Raw genomic sequence first — 19,998 nt, 5'->3', positions numbered from 1 at the left:
GCTGCACCTGACACCGCCCGCGGAGTTGTGACGCATCGCTCATCGGGTGATGGCGGTGCAGGTGAGCTTTATGTTCGGCCACCCGAGGGCGCTCGATCGCGCGTGCGGCGGTGGTGGGCGTGTGGTCCGCATGGGTGAACCCCGCGTGCCGTGCTCCGCGTGGTGCCGATCGGGACGGGCGCGGCTCGCCGCCGCGAGGTGCGGGTGGGCGTGGCTGGTGGTGCCGTGGGACACGGTGGTGCGGGTCGGTGGTGCTCCGCGTGTGGCCCGTGGGTGTCTGGCGCGGCTCACCGCCGCGAGGTGCGGTGGTGGGTGGCCCCCGGTGTGCCGCGGCACGGTGGTGCAGGTCGGTGGTGGCTCCGCGGAACCGCGACGCGGGCGCGGGCTCCGCGGAACCGCACATCCCAGCGCAGAAGCCGAACCCGGCGCTGCACCTGACACCGCCATCTGTTCTGGGACGCACCGCTCATCCGGTGATGGCGGTGCAGGTGAGCTTTATGTTCGGCAACCCAGAGGGCGCAAGAATGCGATCCCGCGTCGCGGTCCTGGCGGTTGCCACCACCCTCTCGGTCGTGGCCGTCGTGGCGGTTCGTCAGCGCTCCGCCGCCCCACCTGAAGCCATCGCGGCAACAGAGCGCGTGGCCGCTGCGGTTGTCGCGTCCGATCGCACCGCGCTGGCCGTCGAGCCGCTGCTCCGCGGGGACGCGGGAACAGTCGATTGGCTCCTCCGACATCAGCCGGCTCTGGTCGGTGGGTACCGTGTGTCGGTCGTCCGGAATGGGGCCAGTGGTTATCACCTGCTTTCCGAGGAACTGGTGTACCACCTGGGCGTAATTGACACGCCAACGGGTACGATGCTGCTGGGCTTCCGCTCAACCGCGGACGGCGCGCTGGTGTTCGTGACGGCTTCGTTTTCGGACTTCCCAGCAGCTCGATAGAAGCCGAACCCGGCGCTGCACCTGACACCGCCATCGGGTTTGGGACGCACCGCTCATCCGGTGATGGCGGTGCAGGTGAGCTGTTCGTTCGGCACACAGAGGCGTGACAGGATGGACGAGCCTCCTACACGGGTGTCCCCGGAAGTCGAGCGTCTGGGCCGATGCGACGAGTGCGGAGCGGTCAAGACGCTAATGGACATGGCTCACCGGGCGGCGCAGCGCGGTCACCAGTACTCGCGTCCTGACAGCTTCGTGATCGTCTGCGAGCCGTGCGGGTACGTCGAGCGGATCAGCGACTCGGCCCTGTACTACGCCACCGTCGTCGCGATCCGGGTGCTCCGCGCGGCCGAGATCGTACCCGCCGAACCCGGCGCTGCACCTGACACCGCCCGCTGACTTGGGACGCACCGCTCATCCGGTGAGGGCGGTGCAGGTGAGCTCTTTGTTCGGCACACAGAGGCGCTCGATCGCGGGTGCGGCGGCGCTGACGGTGTGGTCCGCGTGGGTGACGCCCGCGCGCCGGGCTCCGCGGGGTGCCGGTCGTGTCTGTCGCGGCTCGTCGCCGCGAGCTTGCGGTGAGCGTGGCCGGGTGCGGATAGGGACACGGCGGGTCGGCTCGGTGGTGCTCCGCGTGGTGCCCGTGGGTGGCCGGCGCGGCTCGTCGCCGCGAGGTGCCGTGGTGGGCGGCCTCCGATGAGCCGCGACACGGCGGTGCGTGTCGGTGGTGCTCCGCTCGGCCGCATCGGGGCCGCGGGCTCCGCGGATGCGCGGCGCTCCGCGTGTGGCCCGGAACCGCGGACGTGAGCGAGCCGAACCCGGCGCTGCACCTGACACCGCCCGCTGATTCGGGACGCACCGCTCATCCGATGATGGCGGTGCAGGTGAGCTGTTCGTTCGGCACCCGGAGGGCTCTCGGATGGGCGAAGCCGAGGTTGCCCGGATCGAGTCGGCGCTCGGCCATCCGCTGCCCGGCGAGTACCGCGACTTCCTCCGCCGCCACGCTGACGAAGTTCGCCGGATCAAGGCGACCCTCCCGCAACGCGCTGTGCTGTGGACCGACGCGGATGCCATCATCCGAGAGAATTTGGCGGCGCGGCAGCGGGCGGCCTGGATGACCGTTGGTGAGGACGAGGAGCCGTGGCCAGCGAGCTACCTCGTCGTCGGCACCAACGGGGCTGGGGACTACTGGTTCGTGGACCGCGGTGGTGCCATGTGGGGTGTCGGGTTCTACCAACACGAGGCCCACGAGGTCGAGGAGCGGTACGGCAGCTTCGAGGTGTATCTGGCGGAGCTGCGGCAGGAGGCCCGCGACGCCCAATAAGGCACGCCGAACCCGGCGCTGCACCTGACACCGCCGGCTGATTCGGAACGCATCGCTGATCCGATGATGGCGGTGCAGGTGAGCTTTATGTTCGGCACCCGAGTTGCTCGATCGCGCGTGCGGCGGTGCCGTGCGTGTGGTCCGCGTGGGTGAACGGCGCGTGTCGGGCTCCGCGTGGTGCCCGTGGGCGTGTGGCGCGGCTCATCGCCGCGAGGTGCGGTTGGGCGTGGCCGGCGGTGTCATGGGACACGGCGTTTCGTGTCGGTGGTGCTCCGCGTGGTGCCCGTGGGCGGCCGGCGCGGCTCGTCGCCGCGAGGTGCGATTGGGCGTGGCCTCCGGTGGGCCGGGACACGGTGCATCGGGTCGGTGGCGCTCCGCTCGCCCGCATCGGTGGCACGGGCTTCCGCGGATGCGCGGCGCGGACGTGCGACCCCGAACCGCGGACGGCAGCGAGCCGAACCCGGCGCTGCACCTGACACCGCCCGCTAGTTTGTGACGCATCGCTCATCCGATGGTGGCGGTGCAGGTGAGCTTGTTGTTCGGCACCCAGAGGTCGCTTGATCGCGCGTGCGGCGGCGGTGAGCGTGTGGTCCGCGTGGGTGAACCCCGCGTGTCGGGCTTCGCGTGGTGCCAATCGGGGCGGGCGCGGCTCGTCGCCGCGAGGTGCGGTTGGGCGTGGCCGGATGCGGGTGGGGACACGACGGGTCGGCTCGGTGGTGCTCCGCGTGTGGCCCGTGGGTGGCGGGCGCGGCTCACCGCCGCGAGTTGCGGTGGTGGGTGGTCTCCGGCGTGCCGCGACACGGCGCGCGGGGTCGGTGGTGCTCCGCCCGCCCGCATCGGTGGCACGGGCTCCGCGGAGGCGCGGCGCTCGGCGTGTCGCCCCGAACCGCGGTGGTAAGCGAGCCGAACCCGGCGCTGCACCTGACACCGCCCGCTAGTCTGGGACGCATCGCTGACGGTATGATGGCGGTGCAGGTGAGCTGTTCGTTCGGCAACCATCGCGGGCACGATCGCGCGTGCGGCGGTGGGCGTGTGGTCCGCGTTGGTGAACCCCGGGTGTAGTGCTCCGCGTGGTGCCCGTGGGTGGCGGGCGCGGCTCGCCGCCGCGAGGTGCGGTTGGGCGCGGCCGGGAGCGCGTGGGGACACGGCGGTGCGGGTCGGTGGTGGCTCCGCGTGGTGCCCGTGGGTGTCGGGCGCGGCTCATCGCCGCGGGTGGCGGTGGTGGGTGGCCTCCGGCGTGCCGCGGCACGGCGCGTCGGATCGGTGCCGCTCCGCTCGGCCGCACCGGTAGGCGGGCTTCCGCGGATGCGCGGCGCGGATGTGAGCAAGCCGAACCCGGCGCTGCACCTGACACCGCCATGTAGTCTGGATGGCACCGCTCCCTGGGAGGGGGCGGTGCAGGTGAGCTGTTCGTTCGGCAACCCCGAGGGCATGAGGGCGCGTGCGGCGGCGCTGAGCGTGTGGTCCGCGGTGGTGAGTCTCGCGTGTCGGGCTTCGCGTGGTGCCGGTCGGTGCTGGCGCGGCTCGTCGCCGCGAGGTGCGGTTGGGCGTGGCCGGCGGTGTGTGGGGACACGGCGGTTCGGGTCGGTGGCGCTCCGCGTGGTGCCCGTGGGTAGGGGCGCGGCTCGTCGCCGCGTGTAGCGGTGGGCGTGGCCCTCGATGGGCCGGGACACGGCGCATCGAGTCGGTAGCACTCCGCCCGGTCGCACCGGTGCCGCGGGCATCCGCAGATGCGCGGCGCTCGGCGTGTCGCCCGGAACCGCGGACGGCAGCGAGCCGAACCCGGCGCTGCACCTGACACCGCCCGCTGTATTGTGACGCACCGCTCATCGTGTGATGGCGGTGCAGGTGAGCTGTTCGTTCGGCAACCCCAAGGCGCTCGATCGCGCGTGCGGCGGCGCTGAACGTATGGTCCGCAAAGGTGAATCCCGAGGGTCGGGCTCCGCGTGGTGCCCGTGGGTGTGTGGCGCGGCTCGTCGCCGCGAGGTGCGGTGGGCGCGGCCGGTGGCGGGTGCGGACACGGCGTGTCGGTTCGGTGGCGCTCCGCGTGGTGCCGATCGGGTCTGGCGCGGCTCGCCGCCGCGAGGTGTGGTTGGGCGTGGCCGGGCGCGGGTGGGGACACGGCGGTTCGTGTCGGTGGTGCTCCGCGTGGCGCCCGTAGGTGGCGGGCGCGGCTCATCGCCGCGGGTGGCGGTGGTGGGTGGCCTCCGATGTGTCGCGACACGGCGCATCGGGTTGGGGGTGCTCCGCCCGGCCGCACCGGTGGCACGGGCTCCGCGGAGCCGCGGTGCGGCGCGTGTCGCCCGGAACCGCGGAGGTCAGTGAGCCGAACCCGGCGCTGCACCTGACACCGCCATCGGCCATAGTTGTGTCGCTCACTGTATCCTGGCGGTGCAGGTGAGCTTGTTGTTCGGCACGCAGAGGGCACCGGTGTGGCGGAGGCGGTGGTGCGGTTCGAGGTGCTGGTCAACGGTCGGCGGGTGTGCCTCGCCGGGCAGGCCGGCGACGGCTGCCTGAACGCCCAAGTGCAGTACTGCCGGCTCGCCCCATTGCGCCTGCTGCGTCCGGTCACTGACTACGATGGTGACAACGGGGGCGAGTCGCTGGTGCTGGCCGTGTTCGCCCATGACGACGCGGCTGGGGAGATGCGGTGGACCCACGCACCGCTCGCCCCCGGAGACGAGGTGACGGTGCGGGTACTCGGGCCGGGGCCGTCCGAGCCGGCGGCCGAGGTCACGCCCCCGCCTGGACCGGATGACCTGCCTTTCTAGCCGCAGGCGCCGAACCCGGCGCTGCACCTGACACCGCCCGCTGATTCGGGACGCACCGCTCATCCGGTGATGGCGGTGCAGGTGAGCTGTTCGTTCGGCAACCAGAGGGCACGACGGGTGGGGAATCGCCGGGCGCGAGAGCTAATGCTGCGGCAGGCCGACGAGGCCGACTGGGCGCGGGTTCGCACCCAGCCGCGACCAGCGTACAGCGACCCGCACGCACGCGGCATCGGTATGCGGCGGCTGCAGCTCATTGTCTCCCCGTCGTTCGAGATGCCGTCAGTGTAGGACGTGCGGCAGGTGTGGGGTGCCCAGCGCGGCCAGGAGTGGCAACTGATCCGGCCGCGGGTCGTCTCGTCGGAGCCGGCGCTGTTGGTGACCGGGCACGACGTGGTGCCGCTGCCGTCGACCGCAGTCGCCGCGTACTTCGAGCGTGTCACCGCCCTCACCCTCCCGCTTTGCCCGGACTTGAGCGGGTACGGCGGGGCCGACGGCACGTTGTACGAGTTAGCGGTGAACGGGGACTTGTACTCCGGATGGCGGTTCCAATGGTGGTCCGACTGGCCGGAGCAATGGCGTCCGCTGGTGAACTTGGCCGAGGAGATGCACGCGGCGTTCACGGTTGCAGTTGGCCAAGACGCCGAACCCGGCGCTGCACCTGACACCGCCGGCTGATTCGGAACGCACTGCTCATCGAGACGGGCGGTGCAGGTGAGCTCATTGTTCGGCAACAGAGGCAGTGCGAGATGCGGCGGTGGAAGTGTGTCGTCGGCTTGCTCGCCCTGGCCGCGTTGCTGTTGGCCCGCGGGTGCGTGGCCGGGTTCGTCGCGCTCGACCGGTATCTCGACCCGTTCGACGACCGCCCATTCAGCCCGGCGGCGTGGGCGGCCGCCGACGAGCGGGGGCGGGGGCCGATGGCCCGTGACGCCATCCGCCACCTGCCCGCTGGGACGCCCAAAGAGCGTGTGCGGGAACTGCTGGGCGAGGGCGAGCCACCGTCGCGTGACCCGCGGGGGCCGGTGGACGGGTACGGCGTTCGACTGGACCACCCGGAGACGTGGGTGTACTGGCTGGGATGCTGGAGCGGCCTCGGCCCATACGGCTTCGACGACGCCTTCCTGTACGTTCACTTCGGCCCGGATGGTCGGGTCGTGGCGGCCGAGGTCAACGGCGGGTAGCTGGGGGCTGCGCAGATGCCGAACCCGGCGCTGCACCTGACACCGCCCGCTGATTTGTGACGCGTTGCTGACGGTATGATGGCGGTGCAGGTGAGCTTTATGTTCGGCGGCGGAGAGGCGTCCGATGGGTGCGAGCTTCTGCGCCGTGTTCGAGGCCGACGTGCCCCCGCACGGCACCCTCGGCGGCGACCACCCGGCGCTGCTCCGCCGGCAGCGGCGGCTCGACCGGCTGGCGGCCGCCGCCGGCCTGACCCCGCTCGGGGCGTTCGAGAGCTACGACCCGGCGGACGCCGCCGGCTACCTAGGCGAGGGGGACGAGCCGCCGGCCGACCTGCCGCCGGTCCGGTGGTTCCCGGCGGCCGCCGGGCTGGCCGCGGTCCGGGCGCTGGCGGCCCACCTGGCCGCCCACCCGGACGCCGTGTCCGGTCCGCCCGAGGTGGCGTCGGAGCTGGAGGGGTTGGCCGGCGAGCTGGCCGACGCGGAGCGGGCCGGCGTCCGGTTCCGGTTCGCGGTGGTGCCGTGAGCCGCAGACGCCGAACCAGGCGCTGCAGCAGACCGGGGCCGCCACATTGGTTTCTGGGAGTTCATAGCTCACCGCGGCGGCCCCGGCTGCTGAGCTTGTGCGTTCGGCACCAGAGGGACGCATCGGATGAGCCTCGTCGTTCGCCTGTGTGTGTGCAACGACGCTGACAGCGGGGCCGACCGGTTAGTGGAGGTCGTCCCAAGCGACTTCAGCGTCGCCCTTCGACCCGGCGAGGAGTGCGTCGTTACCGCTGTCGGGTTGGACGCGGTGCCGTCGCTGACGGTTGTCGAGTCGGCCTACGGCACGCATGTCATCTGCGAAGGCGGGGCCGCGGTCACCGTCGAGGGGCCTCGTCGATACCAGATGCGCGGTCTGGCAGAGGCGCCGCAAGAAGCCGAACCCGGCGCTGCACCTGACACCGCCATGTGATTCGGACCCCGCCGCTCATCCGATGATGGCGGTGCAGGTGAGCTATTTGTTCGGCCACAGAAGGGCGCACCGTGGCGAAGGCTCAACGGCTGTCGGAAGCCATCTGGGCCGATGACCTCGCGACAGTCGCAGCGATTATTGCGGCGGGTGCCGATGTCAACGCGGCCGACGAACCGCACTGGCCTCTGCTGTTCCAAGCCATCGAGCACCAACGAACGGAGATCGCACGCCGGCTGATCGCAGCCGGGGCCGATATCAACTGTGACGTGGGCGCGGGTTGGACCCCACTGGTTCACGCCATCGACATCGAGAGCGACGCTGCGTGGCAAGCAAACCACGAGGCCGGGCACGAGTCCACCGAGCTGACCGCCCTGCTGCTGGCAGCCGGCGCGATCCCGACCGAGCGGGCGTTCGAGTCCGCGCGGGCGTACAACAACCGCAAGGCGCTGTCACTGCTGGAGGGCGCAAGGCAGGCCGAACCCGGCGCTGCACCTGACACCGCCGGCTGATTCGGGACGCATCGCTCATCCGATGATGGCGGTGCAGGTGAGCTGTTTGTTCGGCACCGGAGGTTCGCGGATGGGCGTGCGTGGTGTCCACCTCGCGTTGACGGCTGAGGAGTCGTCCCGGCTGATGGACACGCCATACATGACCGACGACGCGATCATCGCCTTCGTGGAGGAGATCGAGGCCCGGTGGGATCGGGAGTGGCTTCAGGAAACGGATAAGGCGTGGGACGCCATCCACCGCTGCCTCACCGGCGGCAAACTGGAGTACGGCGACAGCCCGCTACACATGTGCGTCTTCGCCCACGACAATCTCCTCGTGGACGAGGACCGATTCACCGTCTGCCACGCCGACGCCAACGAGGTCAAGCAGGTTGCGGCTGCCATCGCAGGCATCGACAAAGCGGAGCTGCGGCGGCGGTACGATGCCATCGAGCCAGACCAGTACGACGGCGCCCTCGGCGACGAGGACTTCGAGTACACTTGGGGCTGGTTCGTGCCACTGCGGGAGTTCTTCAACAAAGCGGCCGCGCACGACCGGGCTGTAATCTTCACCGTGTAAGTAGCGAGCCGAACCCGGCGCTGCACCTGACACCGCCGGCTGATTCGGCACGCTCCGCTCATCCGGTGATGGCGGTGCAGGTGAGCTGTTTGTTCGGCAACCAGAGGGGCGCGCGGCGAATGTCGAAACACCTCCTGACCCGAGACTGTGGTTTGCTCGTCGGGCGAACGGTCGGCGAAGTGCTGGTGGCACTGGGCCTGGAGCCCAACGAGTGTCAAGTGTTTGACGAACCGCCCGCGGTCGGGCGTGGGTTGCGGTGGAACGGGTTGGGCGGTCCGAGCGTTCAAGTCTGGGTCACCAGACAGGCGGGCATCTTTCGGTCATCCCGGAACTGGGCCACGACGGAGTTCCTCTCCTTTCGCGCCGTGGGTATCATCGTGGTTCAGAACCAAGCACCGTGCCCGGGAGCCGCCTCCGGTCAACCGCCCAACGTTGTACCGCCTCAGTTCCGTGAGTGGTGGGCGGGAGGCAGTCGGTTCAGTCCAGACTCCCAGCGCGAAGCCGCCGAACCCGGCGCTGCACCTGACACCGCCCGCTGACTTGGACGCACCGCTCATCCGGTGATGGCGGTGCAGGTGAGCTGTTCGTTCGGCTAAGGAGGGCTTCGGGGTGGGGATGGCGGAAGACATCGTGGCGTTCCTGCGGCTGTTCGCGCCGCACGCTCCCGATCCCGAGTCCGCCGCACGGGTGGTGGCGCTCGCGGCCGACCCCAAGCAGTGGCCGGCCGCCCACCGCCTATTCGACGAGGTGCGACGCCGCTGGCTCGGCACCTCGGACCGGTTGCGGCAGGGGCAGTACGCCTTCGAGGAGATCTGCCTCAAGACCCTGTACAACGAGACGGCGGCCGTGGACCCGTTCGACTCCGATTCCGCGTACTACGTCGTGCCGTTCGCCCTCAGCCGGGCGCGGCAACTCGGGGTTCCGGTCCAGCGGGTACTCGACATCGTTGCCCCAGGGAAGTAGCCCAGGCGCCGAACCCGGCGCTGCACCTGACACCGCCATCTGACGTGGGACGCACCGCTCCCTTGGAGGTGGCGGTGCAGGTGAGCTCATTGTTCGGCACCAGAGGGACGCATCGGATGAGCCTCGTCGTTCGCCTGTGTGTGTGCAACGACGCTGACAGCGGGGCCGACCGGTTAGTGGAGGTCGTCCCAAGCGACTTCAGCGTCGCCCTTCGACCCGGCGAGGAGTGCGTCGTTACCGCTGTCGGGTTGGACGCGGTGCCGTCGCTGACGGTTGTCGAGTCGGCCTACGGCACGCATGTCATCTGCGAAGGCGGGGCCGCGGTCACCGTCGAGGGGCCTCGTCGATACCAGATGCGCGGTCTGGCAGAGGCGCCGCAAGAAGCCGAACCCGGCGCTGCACCTGACACCGCCATGTGATTCGGACCCCGCCGCTCATCCGATGATGGCGGTGCAGGTGAGCTATTTGTTCGGCCACCCTCGCGTTCTGGAGCGCGCGTGCGGCGGCGCTGAGCGTGTGGTCCGCATGGGTGAACCTCGCGTGTGGTGCTCCGCGTGGTGCCGGTCGTGTCTGGCGCGGCTCATCGCCGCGAGGTGCGGTTGGGCGTGGGCGGAGGCGCGTGGGGACACGGCGCGTCGAATCGGTGGTGCTCCGCCGATACCGGTCGGTGGGCGGCGCGGCTCATCGCCGCGCGGTGCCGTGGTGGGTGGCCCCCGGTGTGCCGCGGCATGGTGGTGCGGGTCGGTGGTGGCTCCGCGGATGCGCGGTGCAAGCGCGGGCTCCGCGGAACCGCACATGCCAGCGCAGAAGCCGAACCCGGCGCTGCACCTGACACCGCCATCGGCCGCAGTTGTGATGCTCACTTCATCCTGGCGGTGCAGGTGAGCTGTTCGTTCGGCACGCAGAGGGCACCGGTGTGGCGGAGGCGGTGGTGCGGTTCGAGGTGCTGGTCAACGGTCGGCGGGTGTGCCTCGCCGGGCAGGCCGGCGACGGCTGCCTGAACGCCCAAGTGCAGTACTGCCGGCTCGCCCCATTGCGCCTGCTGCGTCCGGTCACTGACTACGATGGTGACAACGGGGGCGAGTCGCTGGTGCTGGCCGTGTTCGCCCATGACGACGCGGCTGGGGAGATGCGGTGGACCCACGCACCGCTCGCCCCCGGAGACGAGGTGACGGTGCGGGTACTCGGGCCGGGGCCGTCCGAGCCGGCGGCCGAGGTCACGCCCCCGCCTGGACCGGATGACCTGCCTTTCTAGCCGCAGGCGCCGAACCCGGCGCTGCACCTGACACCGCCCGCTGATTCGGGACGCACCGCTCATCCGGTGATGGCGGTGCAGGTGAGCTGTTCGTTCGGCGAGCGGAGTGACGTGTGTGGAGCGGAGCGACTACTTCGACAAAGATGGCGTGGTCTCCGTTTGGATCGGCTTGACCCGACCACGGCGCGACAGCGAGGATGACATTCTCCGCGACTTATGTGGGGTGCAAGCCTACGATCGGGACTTCCAAGACGTTGTTGCGGTTGGAGAGTTCGAGGAGGCGCCGGCCGTGGAGGTACTACGGCAACTATCCTACTCGCGATCATTTCTCGCCGCGGCAATTCGCGCCGCCGAAGCGAGGGGAATCCGCACCGCATTCTGGGCCGTTGCACAGTACAACTACGCATACGATCCATCGCGGGTGTACGTCCCCATTGCTGCCGACCCCATGTTCATCGGCAGCTTTCCTTGGACGGATAGCGAAGACGCCGAACCCGGCGCTGCACCTGACACCGCCCGCTGATCTGGAACGATCGCTTGTCCGATGATGGCGGTGCAGGTGAGCTTTATGTTCGGCCACAGAGGGCTTGCATGTGAACGAGCGACTGCGGCAACTCCTTGTCGCGGCGTGGCACGCCTGCCCTGAGGAGGAACGCCACCCGCCGGCCGCCGAGGGCGACCTGCGGGCGTTCGAGGTCGAGTTCGGGACGATCCCGCCAGCGTTCCGCGAGTACCTGACGGTGTGCGGCGGGCGCGTGGGCGGTGACGGCGAGTGGATCGACGGGCTGCCCGAGTTGGCCGATTCGCACCGCCAGTTCCGAGCGGACAACGAGTTCTGGCACATGCGAGGAGTGTTCATCATCGGTTGGGATGGCGGCGGCAACCCGTTCGGCATCGAGCTCTCGTCCGGGCGAGTGCTGGTCGAGGATCACGACTTTGGCGGCATCCACGAGATGGCCCCTTCGTTCCCCGCGTTCCTGGCCGCCGGGTTATCCCCAAACGCCGAACCCGGCGCTGCACCTGACACCGCCGGCTGATTCGGGACGCACCGCTCATCCGGTGAGGGCGGTGCAGGTGAGCTTTATGTTCGGCCGCCGCCGTGAGGTGGTTGCACGCGCCGCGGATCGGCGGGCGGTCGTAAGGTTGTCGCCACCTCCACCTCGGTGAAGGCGACCGGCGAGGGCCCGCCGATCCGAGCGGCCTGAGGTCGCATGGTGATCTCCCGCCGTGCGATGTCCCCGGTGGGCTGAGCTCATCCGGCGGCGGCCGAACCCGGAGCTGAGCTGCAACGCTCACTCATCCTCTGGCGGAAGGAGGCGGCCGTCGGCCGAACCCCCCGCTGGAGCTGACAAGCCGCTGCGGGAGCAAGGGGAGACCGTCCTGAGAGGGGCGGCTTGCAGCTCAGCTCCTGGTTCGGCACCCGACGCTGCTGGATCGCGCGTGCGGTGGTGGTGGGCGCGTGGTCCGCGTAAGTGAACCCCGGGTGTCGGGCTTCGCATGGTGCCCGTGGGTGCGGGCGCGGCTCACCGCCGCGAGGTGCGGGTGGGCGTGGCTGGCAGTGCCTTGGGACACGGTGGTGCGAGTCGGTGGTGCTCCGCGTGGTGCCGGTCGGGGTTGGCGCGGCTCACCGCCGCGAGGTGCGGTGTTGGGTGGCCCCCGGTGTGCCGCGGCACGGTGGTGCGGATCGGTGGTGGCTCCGCGGATGTGCGACGCGGGCGCGGGCTCCGCGGAACCGCAAATGCCAGCGCAGAAGCCGAACCGGGCGCTGCACCGGACCGCTGTAAAGTGCGTACTTCGGTGACCGTGTCGCGGCGTGCGCGGCCGGTGAGCTTATTGTTCGGCAAGAGAGGGCTTAGGCGGTGGCAGACCTGTGGCGGGACTGGCCCCACCGATGGTTCGGCTTCTTCTGCTGGGAGTCCACGCAGGACGATGTGTTCCCGTCCCTCGGTCGTCTCCTCGATGCGTCCTGGCAGGTGGCGGACCGAGCGGAACTGCTGGAGTACCTGCGGCAGACGCCGGTGTGCTGGTCCACGCAGCCGAGCTACTGCCCATGTTCGCTGTGCGGCGAGTCGCTGACCGACAATGCGACCTGGCGGTGGGATGGGGAGTGGCTCTGGCCGCACACGCTGGCGCACTACGTCGAGCGGCACGGGCTGCGGTTGCCCGACGCGCTCGTCGCCCGGATCCGCGGCCGGGGGCATGTGCCGCCGCAGCTCCGAGCTTGCGACTTGGACGCAGCGTGGCGGGTCAACGCCACTATCGACGAGGTCGCGGCCGGGCGGGAGCCGCCTGCCGAGTAAAGGCCCGCCGAACCCGGCGCTGCACCGGACCGCTGTAAACTACGCACTCGGTAGACCGTGTCGCGGCGTGCGCGGCCGGTGAGCTATTTGTTCGGCACCAGAGGGCCGCGGATGAGCAACGGTCGTCTGAAGATGTTGGCGCACTTGCCGGCGTCGAGTGACTTCTCTCTGGCTGCGGCTGTCGCGTACTTCGATGGCCGACAGTGCGGTCGGCGGTCGGTCCAGGCCGAGTTAGCACCCGAAGCCCGTAGCCCAACCGGTTTCCGGGTGCGGTTCACCTCCTGGGCCGTGGTGGCGTGGTTGGAGGAGGGAGCGGAGGTGTTGGCCGACAGCGCAGAACTGGCCGCCGGCCCTGACCTACCGGCCCCGCCGGAGGTGGTCGCCGGGTGCTCCCGCCGGCTATCTGTGTGGTCCGACCCGGGTCTGACCGCCGACCGCCGGGCCAAGTTCTGGTGGCTCGCGGCCCAACTCCGCGAGCGGTTCGCGGCCCTGCACTACGACCACTTCGCAGTGCGGTGGCTCACAGACGCCGAACCCGGCGCTGCACCTGACACCGCCGTCTGACTTGGGACGCACCGCTTATCCGGTGATGGCGGTGCAGGTGAGCTATTTGTTCGGCCACCCCGCGGAGAGCGCCTCAGGTGGGCGCTAGTAGCCGATGTTCGCCGATGAACTGAAAGCCCGAGGTTGGACGGAGGGCGGCCAACAAGCCGACTACTCCAAGGGCAGTTGGAGCATCTGCTTCGACACGTCATCGTGGGTGGAGGTGGCGACCGCGGCCAATCCCCGTACATTCGACGTGCACGTCCCGGGCGAGTACGAGTCCCGTTGGACGGTGAACCTGATCGAGCACCTGTGCCGGATGGAGGACGAGTTGGTGCGGCTCCGGAAGGCCTTGTCCGAGATTCGCGACACGTCCGATGTCGGGGGCTCGGCCCACACCACAGCGGCAAAGGCCTTGGGTTGCTGTTACCACAGATGGCTTGTGAACATGCGCGTTTCGGAGGGTCGGGGCGGGCGCATGTATTGCCCCATTTGCGGGCAGACCGCGGCCGAACCCGGCGCTGCACCTGACCCGGCCACGTGATTTGTTTCGTGTCGCTCACCGCGCCTTCGTGTAGGCTGGTTGCGATCCCGGCCGGGCAGGTGAGCTGTATGTTCGGCTACAGAGGCGCAGACTTCAGATGTGCCGTTCGCCACGAAGTCGCGGTAAGGGCGCCCGACGTTGGCCCGGCCGCCCCGGCGGAGCCCGCAAGAAGAGGCCGGTGGGCGCGTGGCAGCGCCGCGCGCAACACATGGTCGGGTCGGTCGCTGAGTTGCCCCAGCCGGTTGGGGCTGTCGAGTACGCAGGCGTGTTCCGCGAGACCGCAGAGCACAACATCTACCTGTTCGACCAAGAGATGGCCCGTATTGGGGTGCGATACTTCGCTGAGTTCCGCGGGCGGAGATATCGCACTACGCGGTTCACTATCTTCGTACCCACGGAGCAGGTCGGCGCGGTTGCGGCCATCGCGGCTCGCCTCTTCCGGGTGTAGGTGGCGAGGCCGAACCCGGCGCTGCACCTGACACCGCCCGCTGACTTGTGACGCACCGCTCATCCGGTGATGGCGGTGCAGGTGAGCTGTTCGTTCGGTCTGGTCGCGCCGGTTCTCTGCAACCGCGGGTTCCGGTGCGGCACAGTGTGGGGACCCGTCGCCCCCCTCCCAAGCGCGACGGCGCCGCCCCGGAACCCGGCCCGGGGTGGTGGTCCCGCGAACTCGGGGCTCGGCGCGACCAGGCCGAACCTCGTAGCTCAGGCGCGGGGTGCGTCACATCCTCGCAAAGCCTGCGAAGTGTGATGCGCCGCCGAACCAGACGCTGCAGGCGACGCGCGGTCGCGGCTCGGGAGCGCAGCTTTATCCAGCCGCGCGCGCCTGAGCTCCGAAGTTCGGCCACCAGAGGGCGTAGCGGATGGGCCGTGACGAAGCCGTTGCGATGGCACTGAGGTTGGCCTCGGACGACCCGCCGAGTCCGTACCAGAAGGTCGAGCGGGTCGGCGACGTGCTGTCGCGGGACGGCGGGCAGACCTGGGTGGTGCATCTGGTGCCCGAACCGCTCGACCTGGGCGACGGCACCATCGCGTTCGACACGCCGGGCACTTGGCCCGTGTGCGTGAGCACCACCACAGGCCGCGCCAACTGGATCGAGACGCTGTAGTGCCGAACCTGGCGCTGCACCTGACACCGCCCGCTCGTTTGTGACGCACCGCTCATCGGGTGATGGCGGTGCAGGTGAGCTTTATGTTCGGCAACCATCGCGTGCATGAGGGCGCGCGTGCGGCGGTGTGCGTGTGGTCCGCGGTGGTGAACCGCGCGCGTCGGGCTTCGCGTGGTGCCGGTTGGGGCTGGCGCGGCTCGTCGCCGCGAGCTTGCGGTGGTTGTGGCCGGGTGCGGATGGGGACACGGTGGTGCGGGTCGGTGGTGCTCCGCTGAGACCGATCGGTCGCGGGCGCGGCTCATCGCCGCGTGTGGCGGTGGTGGGTGGCCCCCGATGTGTCGGGACACGGCGCCGTGGTTCGGTGGTGCTCCGCCCGGTCGCACCGGTGGGCGGGCATCCGCGGATGCGCGGCGCGGATGTGAGCGAGCCGAACCCGGCGCTGCACCTGACACCGCCCGCTGACTTGTGACGCACCGCTCATCCGGTGATGGCGGTGCAGGTGAGCTGTTCGTTCGGCACCCGGAGGGCTCTCGGATGGGCGAAGCCGAGGTTGCCCGGATCGAGTCGGCGCTCGGCCATCCGCTGCCCGGCGAGTACCGCGACTTCCTCCGCCGCCACGCTGACGAAGTTCGCCGGATCAAGGCGACCCTCCCGCAACGCGCTGTGCTGTGGACCGACGCGGATGCCATCATCCGAGAGAATTTGGCGGCGCGGCAGCGGGCGGCCTGGATGACCGTTGGTGAGGACGAGGAGCCGTGGCCAGCGAGCTACCTCGTCGTCGGCACCAACGGGGCTGGGGACTACTGGTTCGTGGACCGCGGTGGTGCCATGTGGGGTGTCGGGTTCTACCAACACGAGGCCCACGAGGTCGAGGAGCGGTACGGCAGCTTCGAGGTGTATCTGGCGGAGCTGCGGCAGGAGGCCCGCGACGCCCAATAAGGCACGCCGAACCCGGCGCTGCACCTGACACCGCCGGCTGATTCGGAACGCATCGCTGATCCGATGATGGCGGTGCAGGTGAGCTTTATGTTCGGCAACCAGAGGGGAATGCGCGGATGGAATCGCCCAAGGTCCGATGCGCTAACTGTGGGTTCCTCTCCGGGAAAGTGGATCACGACCCCGAGTTGAAGCTCGTTGACTTGGAGTGGCGCCGCACCGGCAAGTCAACCTCTTTTCCTGGTGCTCGACATTCGCCGTTCTGTTTCCACGGCCACGCCGGACCCGAAGAGGATTACAAACGCCAGTTCGAGGATACGCGGGACAAGCAGAAATCGTATGTAGCCGCCATCAACTCAGAGCGAGCATGTTCCGATTACTGTGCATTTGAATCTGGGCACAGTCCAAAGGAGCATGCCGAAATGATTACCGCAAGAGAGGTCGCGCGAGAAGTGCAAGAGAAGAACGCGACCGAAGCCGACAAAAACCGCGCTCACCAAGCCGCCGAAGCCGAGAAGGCGCGACAGTGGCAGAATGAACGCGACCGCAAGCAGGACGAGAAGGATGAGAAGAACCGCCAGTGGCAAGAAGCCCAAGAGAAGGATCGCCGCGCGTGGCAAGAGTCGCAAGAATCGAAGCGAACGGCTCAGGATTACAGCTACAAGAAGCGTCTCGCGGTCATCACGGCAGTTACCACAGTCCTTCTCGCGGGCATCGCCTCGGTCGTGGCGTTCTTCGGCGGTCGCTACTTCGCAGAGATTGACAAGCACAAACAAACACCGAATACCCAAGCCGCTCCGCAGTCATCAAGCATGCCCTGATCCCAATCCGCCGAACCCGGCGCTGCACCTGACACCGCCATCGTCAGCAGGTGCGAGCCTAAAGGGGGCATGGCGGTGCAGGTGAGCTGTCCGTTCGGCACTGAAGTCAACGGAAGGTAATGCAAATGGGTGAAGAGTCGGCCAAATCGCCGAATGTTTTCGTTCTCATCGGGCTGCCGTGGTTCATGGTCCACGGTGATCCGCCAAGACTTTTCACCGTAGACCTCGTGGCCGACGGATCACGTGCCGGGCGTATGCTGCCACTCTTCAGTGACAGCGATCTCGCGGAACGTTTCGCCCAAGACCACATCGGCACCGTGCCAGGTCTTGCGGGATTCAGACCGTACACCCGGCACGAAGCCACTTACTACCTGCGAAGGGCCAGAGAAAATGGAACCCAGCACGTTTGCATCGACCCAGCGCCACACGGGCAGCTCCCTCGCCCGATCCCCAGAGACATCGATCACGTCATCGCAGCCTTTGAGTCCGCCCAACAATGACACCGAGCGGTACTGTTGGGACTTCGTGGTTCAAGAGCACCAACCGGTGTTTCTGGACTACATCCCCCAAGAGGCCGAACCCGGCGCTGCACCTGACCTGCCCCGCTAACGTGGCGCCCGGCGCGTCCTCCGACGGGGCAGGCAGGTGAGCTGTTCGTTCGGCGGGAGGGCCTACAGTGGACCCCATTGTCTAGACCAAAAAGTTGCTATCCTTCGCTACTGTTTCGTCGGGGCCTTCGTGGCTCCGACGCCATACACCTGAGCCGGGGTGCGGTAGTCCAGGGACTGGTGTAACCGCTCGGTGTTGTAGAACCCGAAGTACGCCCGGAGCCCACTCTCCAGGGCCGGCACCGACTCGTAACCCTTGAGGTACACGTCCTCGTACTTGACGCTCCGCCACAGGCGCTCCACGAACACGTTGTCCAGGCACCGGCCCCGCCCGTCCATGCTCACCGCGACCCCGGCCCGCTCCAATCGCCCGACCCACGCGGCGGCCGTGAACTGGACTCCCTGGTCCGTGTTGAACACCTCCGGCTTGCCCCGGCCCAAGGCCTCCTCCAGCATGTCCTGGCAGAATGACCCGTCCAACGTGTTGGACAGTCGCCAGGCCACCACGTACCGGCTGAACCAGTCCATCGTTGCGGCCAGGTACATGAACCCGGTGGGCATCGGGATGTACGTGATGTCCGTGCTCCACACCTGATGGACCCGGTCGATGGCCACGCCCCGCAACAGGTACGGGTACACCTTGTGCCCGGACCCGACCGACAGCTTGGGCTTGGGGTACAGGGCCTCCAACCCCATGATCCGCAACAGCCGCTGCACCCGCTTGCGGTTCACCTCGTGGCCCTGGGTGCCCAGCCACGCGGCCAGGCGCCGGCTCCCGTAGAACGGGCACGTCGTGTACTGCTCGTCGATCAACCGCATCAGCGTCAGGTTCTCCGCGCTCTCCGGGGTCGGCTCGTAGTACACCGTCGAGCGGTTCAATCCGATCAGCTCGCACTGGCGCCGGACGCTCAGCTCCGGGTGCTCGGCCTCGATCCGGGCACGCTTGGCCTCAGCCGAGGGCGGCCGATTTTTTTTTCACCCAGTCGAGTTCCACCTTGAGGCGGCCGATCTGCTCGTACAACTCGGTCGTCTTGTCTTCCGGGGGGCCGGTGCCCTTCGCCCCCGAGGCGAACACGGCCTCGGCCCCGGTGAGCAACTGCTTCTTCCACCCATGAATCAGGGTCGGGTGGACGCCGTGCTGACTCGCCAGTTCGTTGATGGTCTTGTCGCCCTTGAGGGCCGCCAGCGCGACCTGGGCCTTGAACGCCGCCGAGTGACTCTTCCGCTTGCCCGCCATGGGTTCCCCTTTCCTGGGCCTCCGGTATAGCTTAACCGGCGGTCCAGTTTTCGGGGTCCACTATAACCGGGGCGCACGATGGGGTGGGGACCACTACGGCGGATCGTGGTTGACGGCCGGCCGTTCCGCTGGCGGTTCAACGACGTGTTGGTCGTCATCCCGGGCGACCGCAGCGGCCCCCAGTTCTACGTCGATTGGGGCTGGCGGGACTGGCTAGAGCCGGACGGGCCGGGGGCCGAGCCTCACGTGGTCACGCCCCGGTTCGTGGCCGAAGCGGTGCGGTTCGCGGCGTCGCTGGGCTGGCCATCAACCGCGGGCTGGGCGCCGTTGCGGCTCGGGTTCCAGGGCGGTCGCTTCACCGCAGCCGCTACAGATGCCGAACCCGGCGCTGCACCTGACACCGCCATCTGATTCGGGACGCAATGCTCATCCGGTGATGGCGGTGCAGGTGAGCTATTTGTTCGGCCCCAGAAAGCTCTTTCAACCGGCGTCGCGGCAGCCGTACAAGCCGCATAGCGATGGGTGTCCGAGTGGAGGTCTGCGAGGGCGAGTCGCTCACGTCGGCCCTGCGGAGGTTCCGCAAGTACGTCCGGTCGGCGAACGTGATGTACGAGTACCGCTGGCACGACGAGTTCACCAAGCGGTGCGAGGAGCGGCGGCGGCGCAAGGGCAACGCCAAGCGGCGGGCCCAAGGGTTGCGGTCGTGGCGGGAGTACCAGCGTGAGTGCGAGTCTGAGGCCAACTGGCCCGACCCGCCGCGTCCATCCTTGTAGGCCGGCTGGCCCCGCCCCGCAAATGCACGGCGCGGGGGTCGCAGAAGCCGAACCCGGCGCTGCACCTGACACCGCCCGCGGAGTTGTGACGCATCGCTCATCGGGTGATGGCGGTGCAGGTGAGCTTTATGTTCGGCAGCAGGAGACGCATGGCGTGGCGATCCGGGAGCGGGGCGAGTTCTGGTACGGCGACACCGCCGCGGACATCCGTGAGGTGCTGACCCGCACCTGCGGCAAGGCCGACCCGCTCACAGTCTTTGCCGACGCGGTGTGCGACTGCAGTGGCCGGGTGTTCTCGCTGCAGATCGACGAGGAGTATGGCGAGGCGCGTGGTTCTGCAAGGCGTGCGGCGCCCACTACCTGTCCCACGACCGTAACATCGACGGCTACTATGAGGGTGACCCTGGGGCCGACACCGAGTGCTGCGGGTGCCCTTGTACCGAGCGCGGGCCAACGCACTACGAGATCACGGTCGGGGCTTCACTGTACGAAGGCAGCGAGGACGTGCGCTGGGTGTATATCGGGTGCCGGTGCGTGGCCTGCGGGCTCACCGCCTGCTACGCGGATTGGAACCGTGTGGACCTCCCATACCCCAAATTGTTCGCGCACATGCGCAACAGGCAGCCGGATGGGCAGTAAACGCAGCGCCGAACCCGGCGCTGCACCTGACACCGCCCGCTG

At 68.8% G+C, this 19,998-nt stretch carries 26 protein-coding genes; 25 read left to right on the top strand and 1 reads right to left on the bottom strand.

The window, feature by feature from the left end; genetic code table 11:
- Positions 1-524: 524 nt before the first annotated feature.
- The 23 genes from GobsT_RS37505 to GobsT_RS37495 all read left to right on the top strand — a co-directional run bounded on the left by GobsT_RS37505 (position 525) and on the right by GobsT_RS37495 (position 17,199).
- Entirely contained in the window at positions 525-938 is a 414-nt protein-coding gene (locus GobsT_RS37505) for a hypothetical protein (RefSeq protein ID WP_010047339.1), read from the top strand.
- A 111-nt stretch (positions 939-1,049) separates the two neighbouring features.
- Complete coding sequence (locus tag GobsT_RS05550) at positions 1,050-1,334, top strand: hypothetical protein (RefSeq protein WP_148087613.1); 285 nt, start codon at positions 1,050-1,052, stop codon at positions 1,332-1,334.
- Between the two features lie 520 nt (positions 1,335-1,854).
- Entirely contained in the window at positions 1,855-2,259 is a 405-nt protein-coding gene (locus tag GobsT_RS05540; protein WP_010036145.1) for an SMI1/KNR4 family protein, read from the top strand.
- Between the two features lie 2,432 nt (positions 2,260-4,691).
- The gene (locus GobsT_RS05520) at positions 4,692-5,030 is read left to right on the top strand and encodes a hypothetical protein (protein ID WP_010036150.1); all 339 of its coding nucleotides are present in this window, start codon (positions 4,692-4,694) and stop codon (positions 5,028-5,030) included.
- Between the two features lie 291 nt (positions 5,031-5,321).
- A complete protein-coding gene (locus GobsT_RS05515; protein WP_010036155.1) occupies positions 5,322-5,705 on the top strand; it encodes a hypothetical protein in 384 nt (127 codons plus the stop codon).
- Between the two features lie 71 nt (positions 5,706-5,776).
- Entirely contained in the window at positions 5,777-6,208 is a 432-nt protein-coding gene (locus GobsT_RS05510; protein ID WP_010036156.1) for a hypothetical protein, read from the top strand.
- A gap of 124 nt (positions 6,209-6,332) precedes the next feature.
- The gene (locus GobsT_RS05505; protein ID WP_010036160.1) at positions 6,333-6,731 is read left to right on the top strand and encodes a hypothetical protein; all 399 of its coding nucleotides are present in this window, start codon (positions 6,333-6,335) and stop codon (positions 6,729-6,731) included.
- A gap of 126 nt (positions 6,732-6,857) precedes the next feature.
- A complete protein-coding gene (locus tag GobsT_RS05500; RefSeq protein ID WP_010036162.1) occupies positions 6,858-7,160 on the top strand; it encodes a hypothetical protein in 303 nt (100 codons plus the stop codon).
- 71 nt (positions 7,161-7,231) lie between these two features.
- Positions 7,232-7,669, top strand: coding sequence for an ankyrin repeat domain-containing protein (locus GobsT_RS05495; RefSeq protein WP_010036166.1), 438 nt, complete (start codon positions 7,232-7,234; stop codon positions 7,667-7,669).
- 70 nt (positions 7,670-7,739) lie between these two features.
- A complete protein-coding gene (locus GobsT_RS05490) occupies positions 7,740-8,228 on the top strand; it encodes a YfbM family protein (protein ID WP_010036167.1) in 489 nt (162 codons plus the stop codon).
- A gap of 615 nt (positions 8,229-8,843) precedes the next feature.
- A complete protein-coding gene (locus tag GobsT_RS37500) occupies positions 8,844-9,191 on the top strand; it encodes a hypothetical protein (RefSeq protein WP_010036172.1) in 348 nt (115 codons plus the stop codon).
- Between the two features lie 116 nt (positions 9,192-9,307).
- Positions 9,308-9,610, top strand: a complete 303-nt coding sequence (locus GobsT_RS05480; RefSeq protein WP_010036162.1) for a hypothetical protein — start codon at positions 9,308-9,310, stop codon at positions 9,608-9,610.
- A 497-nt stretch (positions 9,611-10,107) separates the two neighbouring features.
- Entirely contained in the window at positions 10,108-10,446 is a 339-nt protein-coding gene (locus GobsT_RS05470; RefSeq protein WP_010036150.1) for a hypothetical protein, read from the top strand.
- 115 nt (positions 10,447-10,561) lie between these two features.
- Positions 10,562-10,969: a hypothetical protein gene (locus GobsT_RS05465; protein WP_010036178.1), complete on the top strand. Its 408-nt coding sequence runs from the start codon at positions 10,562-10,564 to the stop codon at positions 10,967-10,969.
- A gap of 70 nt (positions 10,970-11,039) precedes the next feature.
- Entirely contained in the window at positions 11,040-11,483 is a 444-nt protein-coding gene (locus GobsT_RS05460; RefSeq protein WP_010036179.1) for an SMI1/KNR4 family protein, read from the top strand.
- 822 nt (positions 11,484-12,305) lie between these two features.
- Positions 12,306-12,746 carry a hypothetical protein gene (locus tag GobsT_RS05445; RefSeq protein ID WP_010036124.1) on the top strand — a complete coding sequence of 147 codons (441 nt, stop codon included), beginning with the start codon at positions 12,306-12,308 and terminating at the stop codon, positions 12,744-12,746.
- A 111-nt stretch (positions 12,747-12,857) separates the two neighbouring features.
- On the top strand, positions 12,858-13,310 hold the full coding sequence (locus tag GobsT_RS05440; protein WP_010036182.1) for a hypothetical protein: 453 nt from the start codon (positions 12,858-12,860) through the stop codon (positions 13,308-13,310).
- 94 nt (positions 13,311-13,404) lie between these two features.
- A complete protein-coding gene (locus GobsT_RS05435) occupies positions 13,405-13,833 on the top strand; it encodes a hypothetical protein (RefSeq protein WP_010036189.1) in 429 nt (142 codons plus the stop codon).
- A gap of 178 nt (positions 13,834-14,011) precedes the next feature.
- Complete coding sequence (locus tag GobsT_RS05430) at positions 14,012-14,281, top strand: hypothetical protein (RefSeq protein WP_010036191.1); 270 nt, start codon at positions 14,012-14,014, stop codon at positions 14,279-14,281.
- Between the two features lie 439 nt (positions 14,282-14,720).
- Positions 14,721-14,942, top strand: coding sequence for a hypothetical protein (locus GobsT_RS05425; RefSeq protein WP_148087610.1), 222 nt, complete (start codon positions 14,721-14,723; stop codon positions 14,940-14,942).
- 534 nt (positions 14,943-15,476) lie between these two features.
- Positions 15,477-15,881 (top strand): SMI1/KNR4 family protein, encoded by a 405-nt coding sequence (locus GobsT_RS05415; protein ID WP_010036145.1) that lies wholly within the window; start codon positions 15,477-15,479, stop codon positions 15,879-15,881.
- Between the two features lie 116 nt (positions 15,882-15,997).
- A complete protein-coding gene (locus GobsT_RS05410) occupies positions 15,998-16,699 on the top strand; it encodes a hypothetical protein (RefSeq protein ID WP_148087609.1) in 702 nt (233 codons plus the stop codon).
- 125 nt (positions 16,700-16,824) lie between these two features.
- Complete coding sequence (locus GobsT_RS37495) at positions 16,825-17,199, top strand: hypothetical protein (protein ID WP_010036195.1); 375 nt, start codon at positions 16,825-16,827, stop codon at positions 17,197-17,199.
- A 216-nt stretch (positions 17,200-17,415) separates the two neighbouring features.
- Here GobsT_RS37495 and GobsT_RS05405 read toward each other — a convergent pair.
- Positions 17,416-18,544 (bottom strand): IS3 family transposase gene (locus GobsT_RS05405; RefSeq protein WP_417936319.1). Its coding sequence is split into 2 segments (ribosomal slippage): positions 17,416-18,264 and positions 18,266-18,544, totalling 1,128 coding nucleotides; the frame shifts between segments, so codons are not numbered across the junction.
- Between the two features lie 78 nt (positions 18,545-18,622).
- On the opposite strand from GobsT_RS05405, the gene GobsT_RS05400 reads away from it, so the two are divergent.
- On the top strand, positions 18,623-18,955 hold the full coding sequence (locus GobsT_RS05400; RefSeq protein WP_010036198.1) for a hypothetical protein: 333 nt from the start codon (positions 18,623-18,625) through the stop codon (positions 18,953-18,955).
- 107 nt (positions 18,956-19,062) lie between these two features.
- Entirely contained in the window at positions 19,063-19,317 is a 255-nt protein-coding gene (gene rpsU / locus GobsT_RS05395) for a 30S ribosomal protein S21 (protein ID WP_010036141.1), read from the top strand.
- The last annotated feature ends 681 nt before the right edge of the window (positions 19,318-19,998 follow it).

The sequence above is a fragment of the Gemmata obscuriglobus genome (genome assembly GCF_008065095.1).
Taxonomy (GTDB): Bacteria; Planctomycetota; Planctomycetia; order Gemmatales; family Gemmataceae; genus Gemmata; species Gemmata obscuriglobus.
The sequence above is the reverse complement of the archived record's forward strand: the minus strand, read 5'-3'. Positions and strand labels throughout refer to the sequence as shown.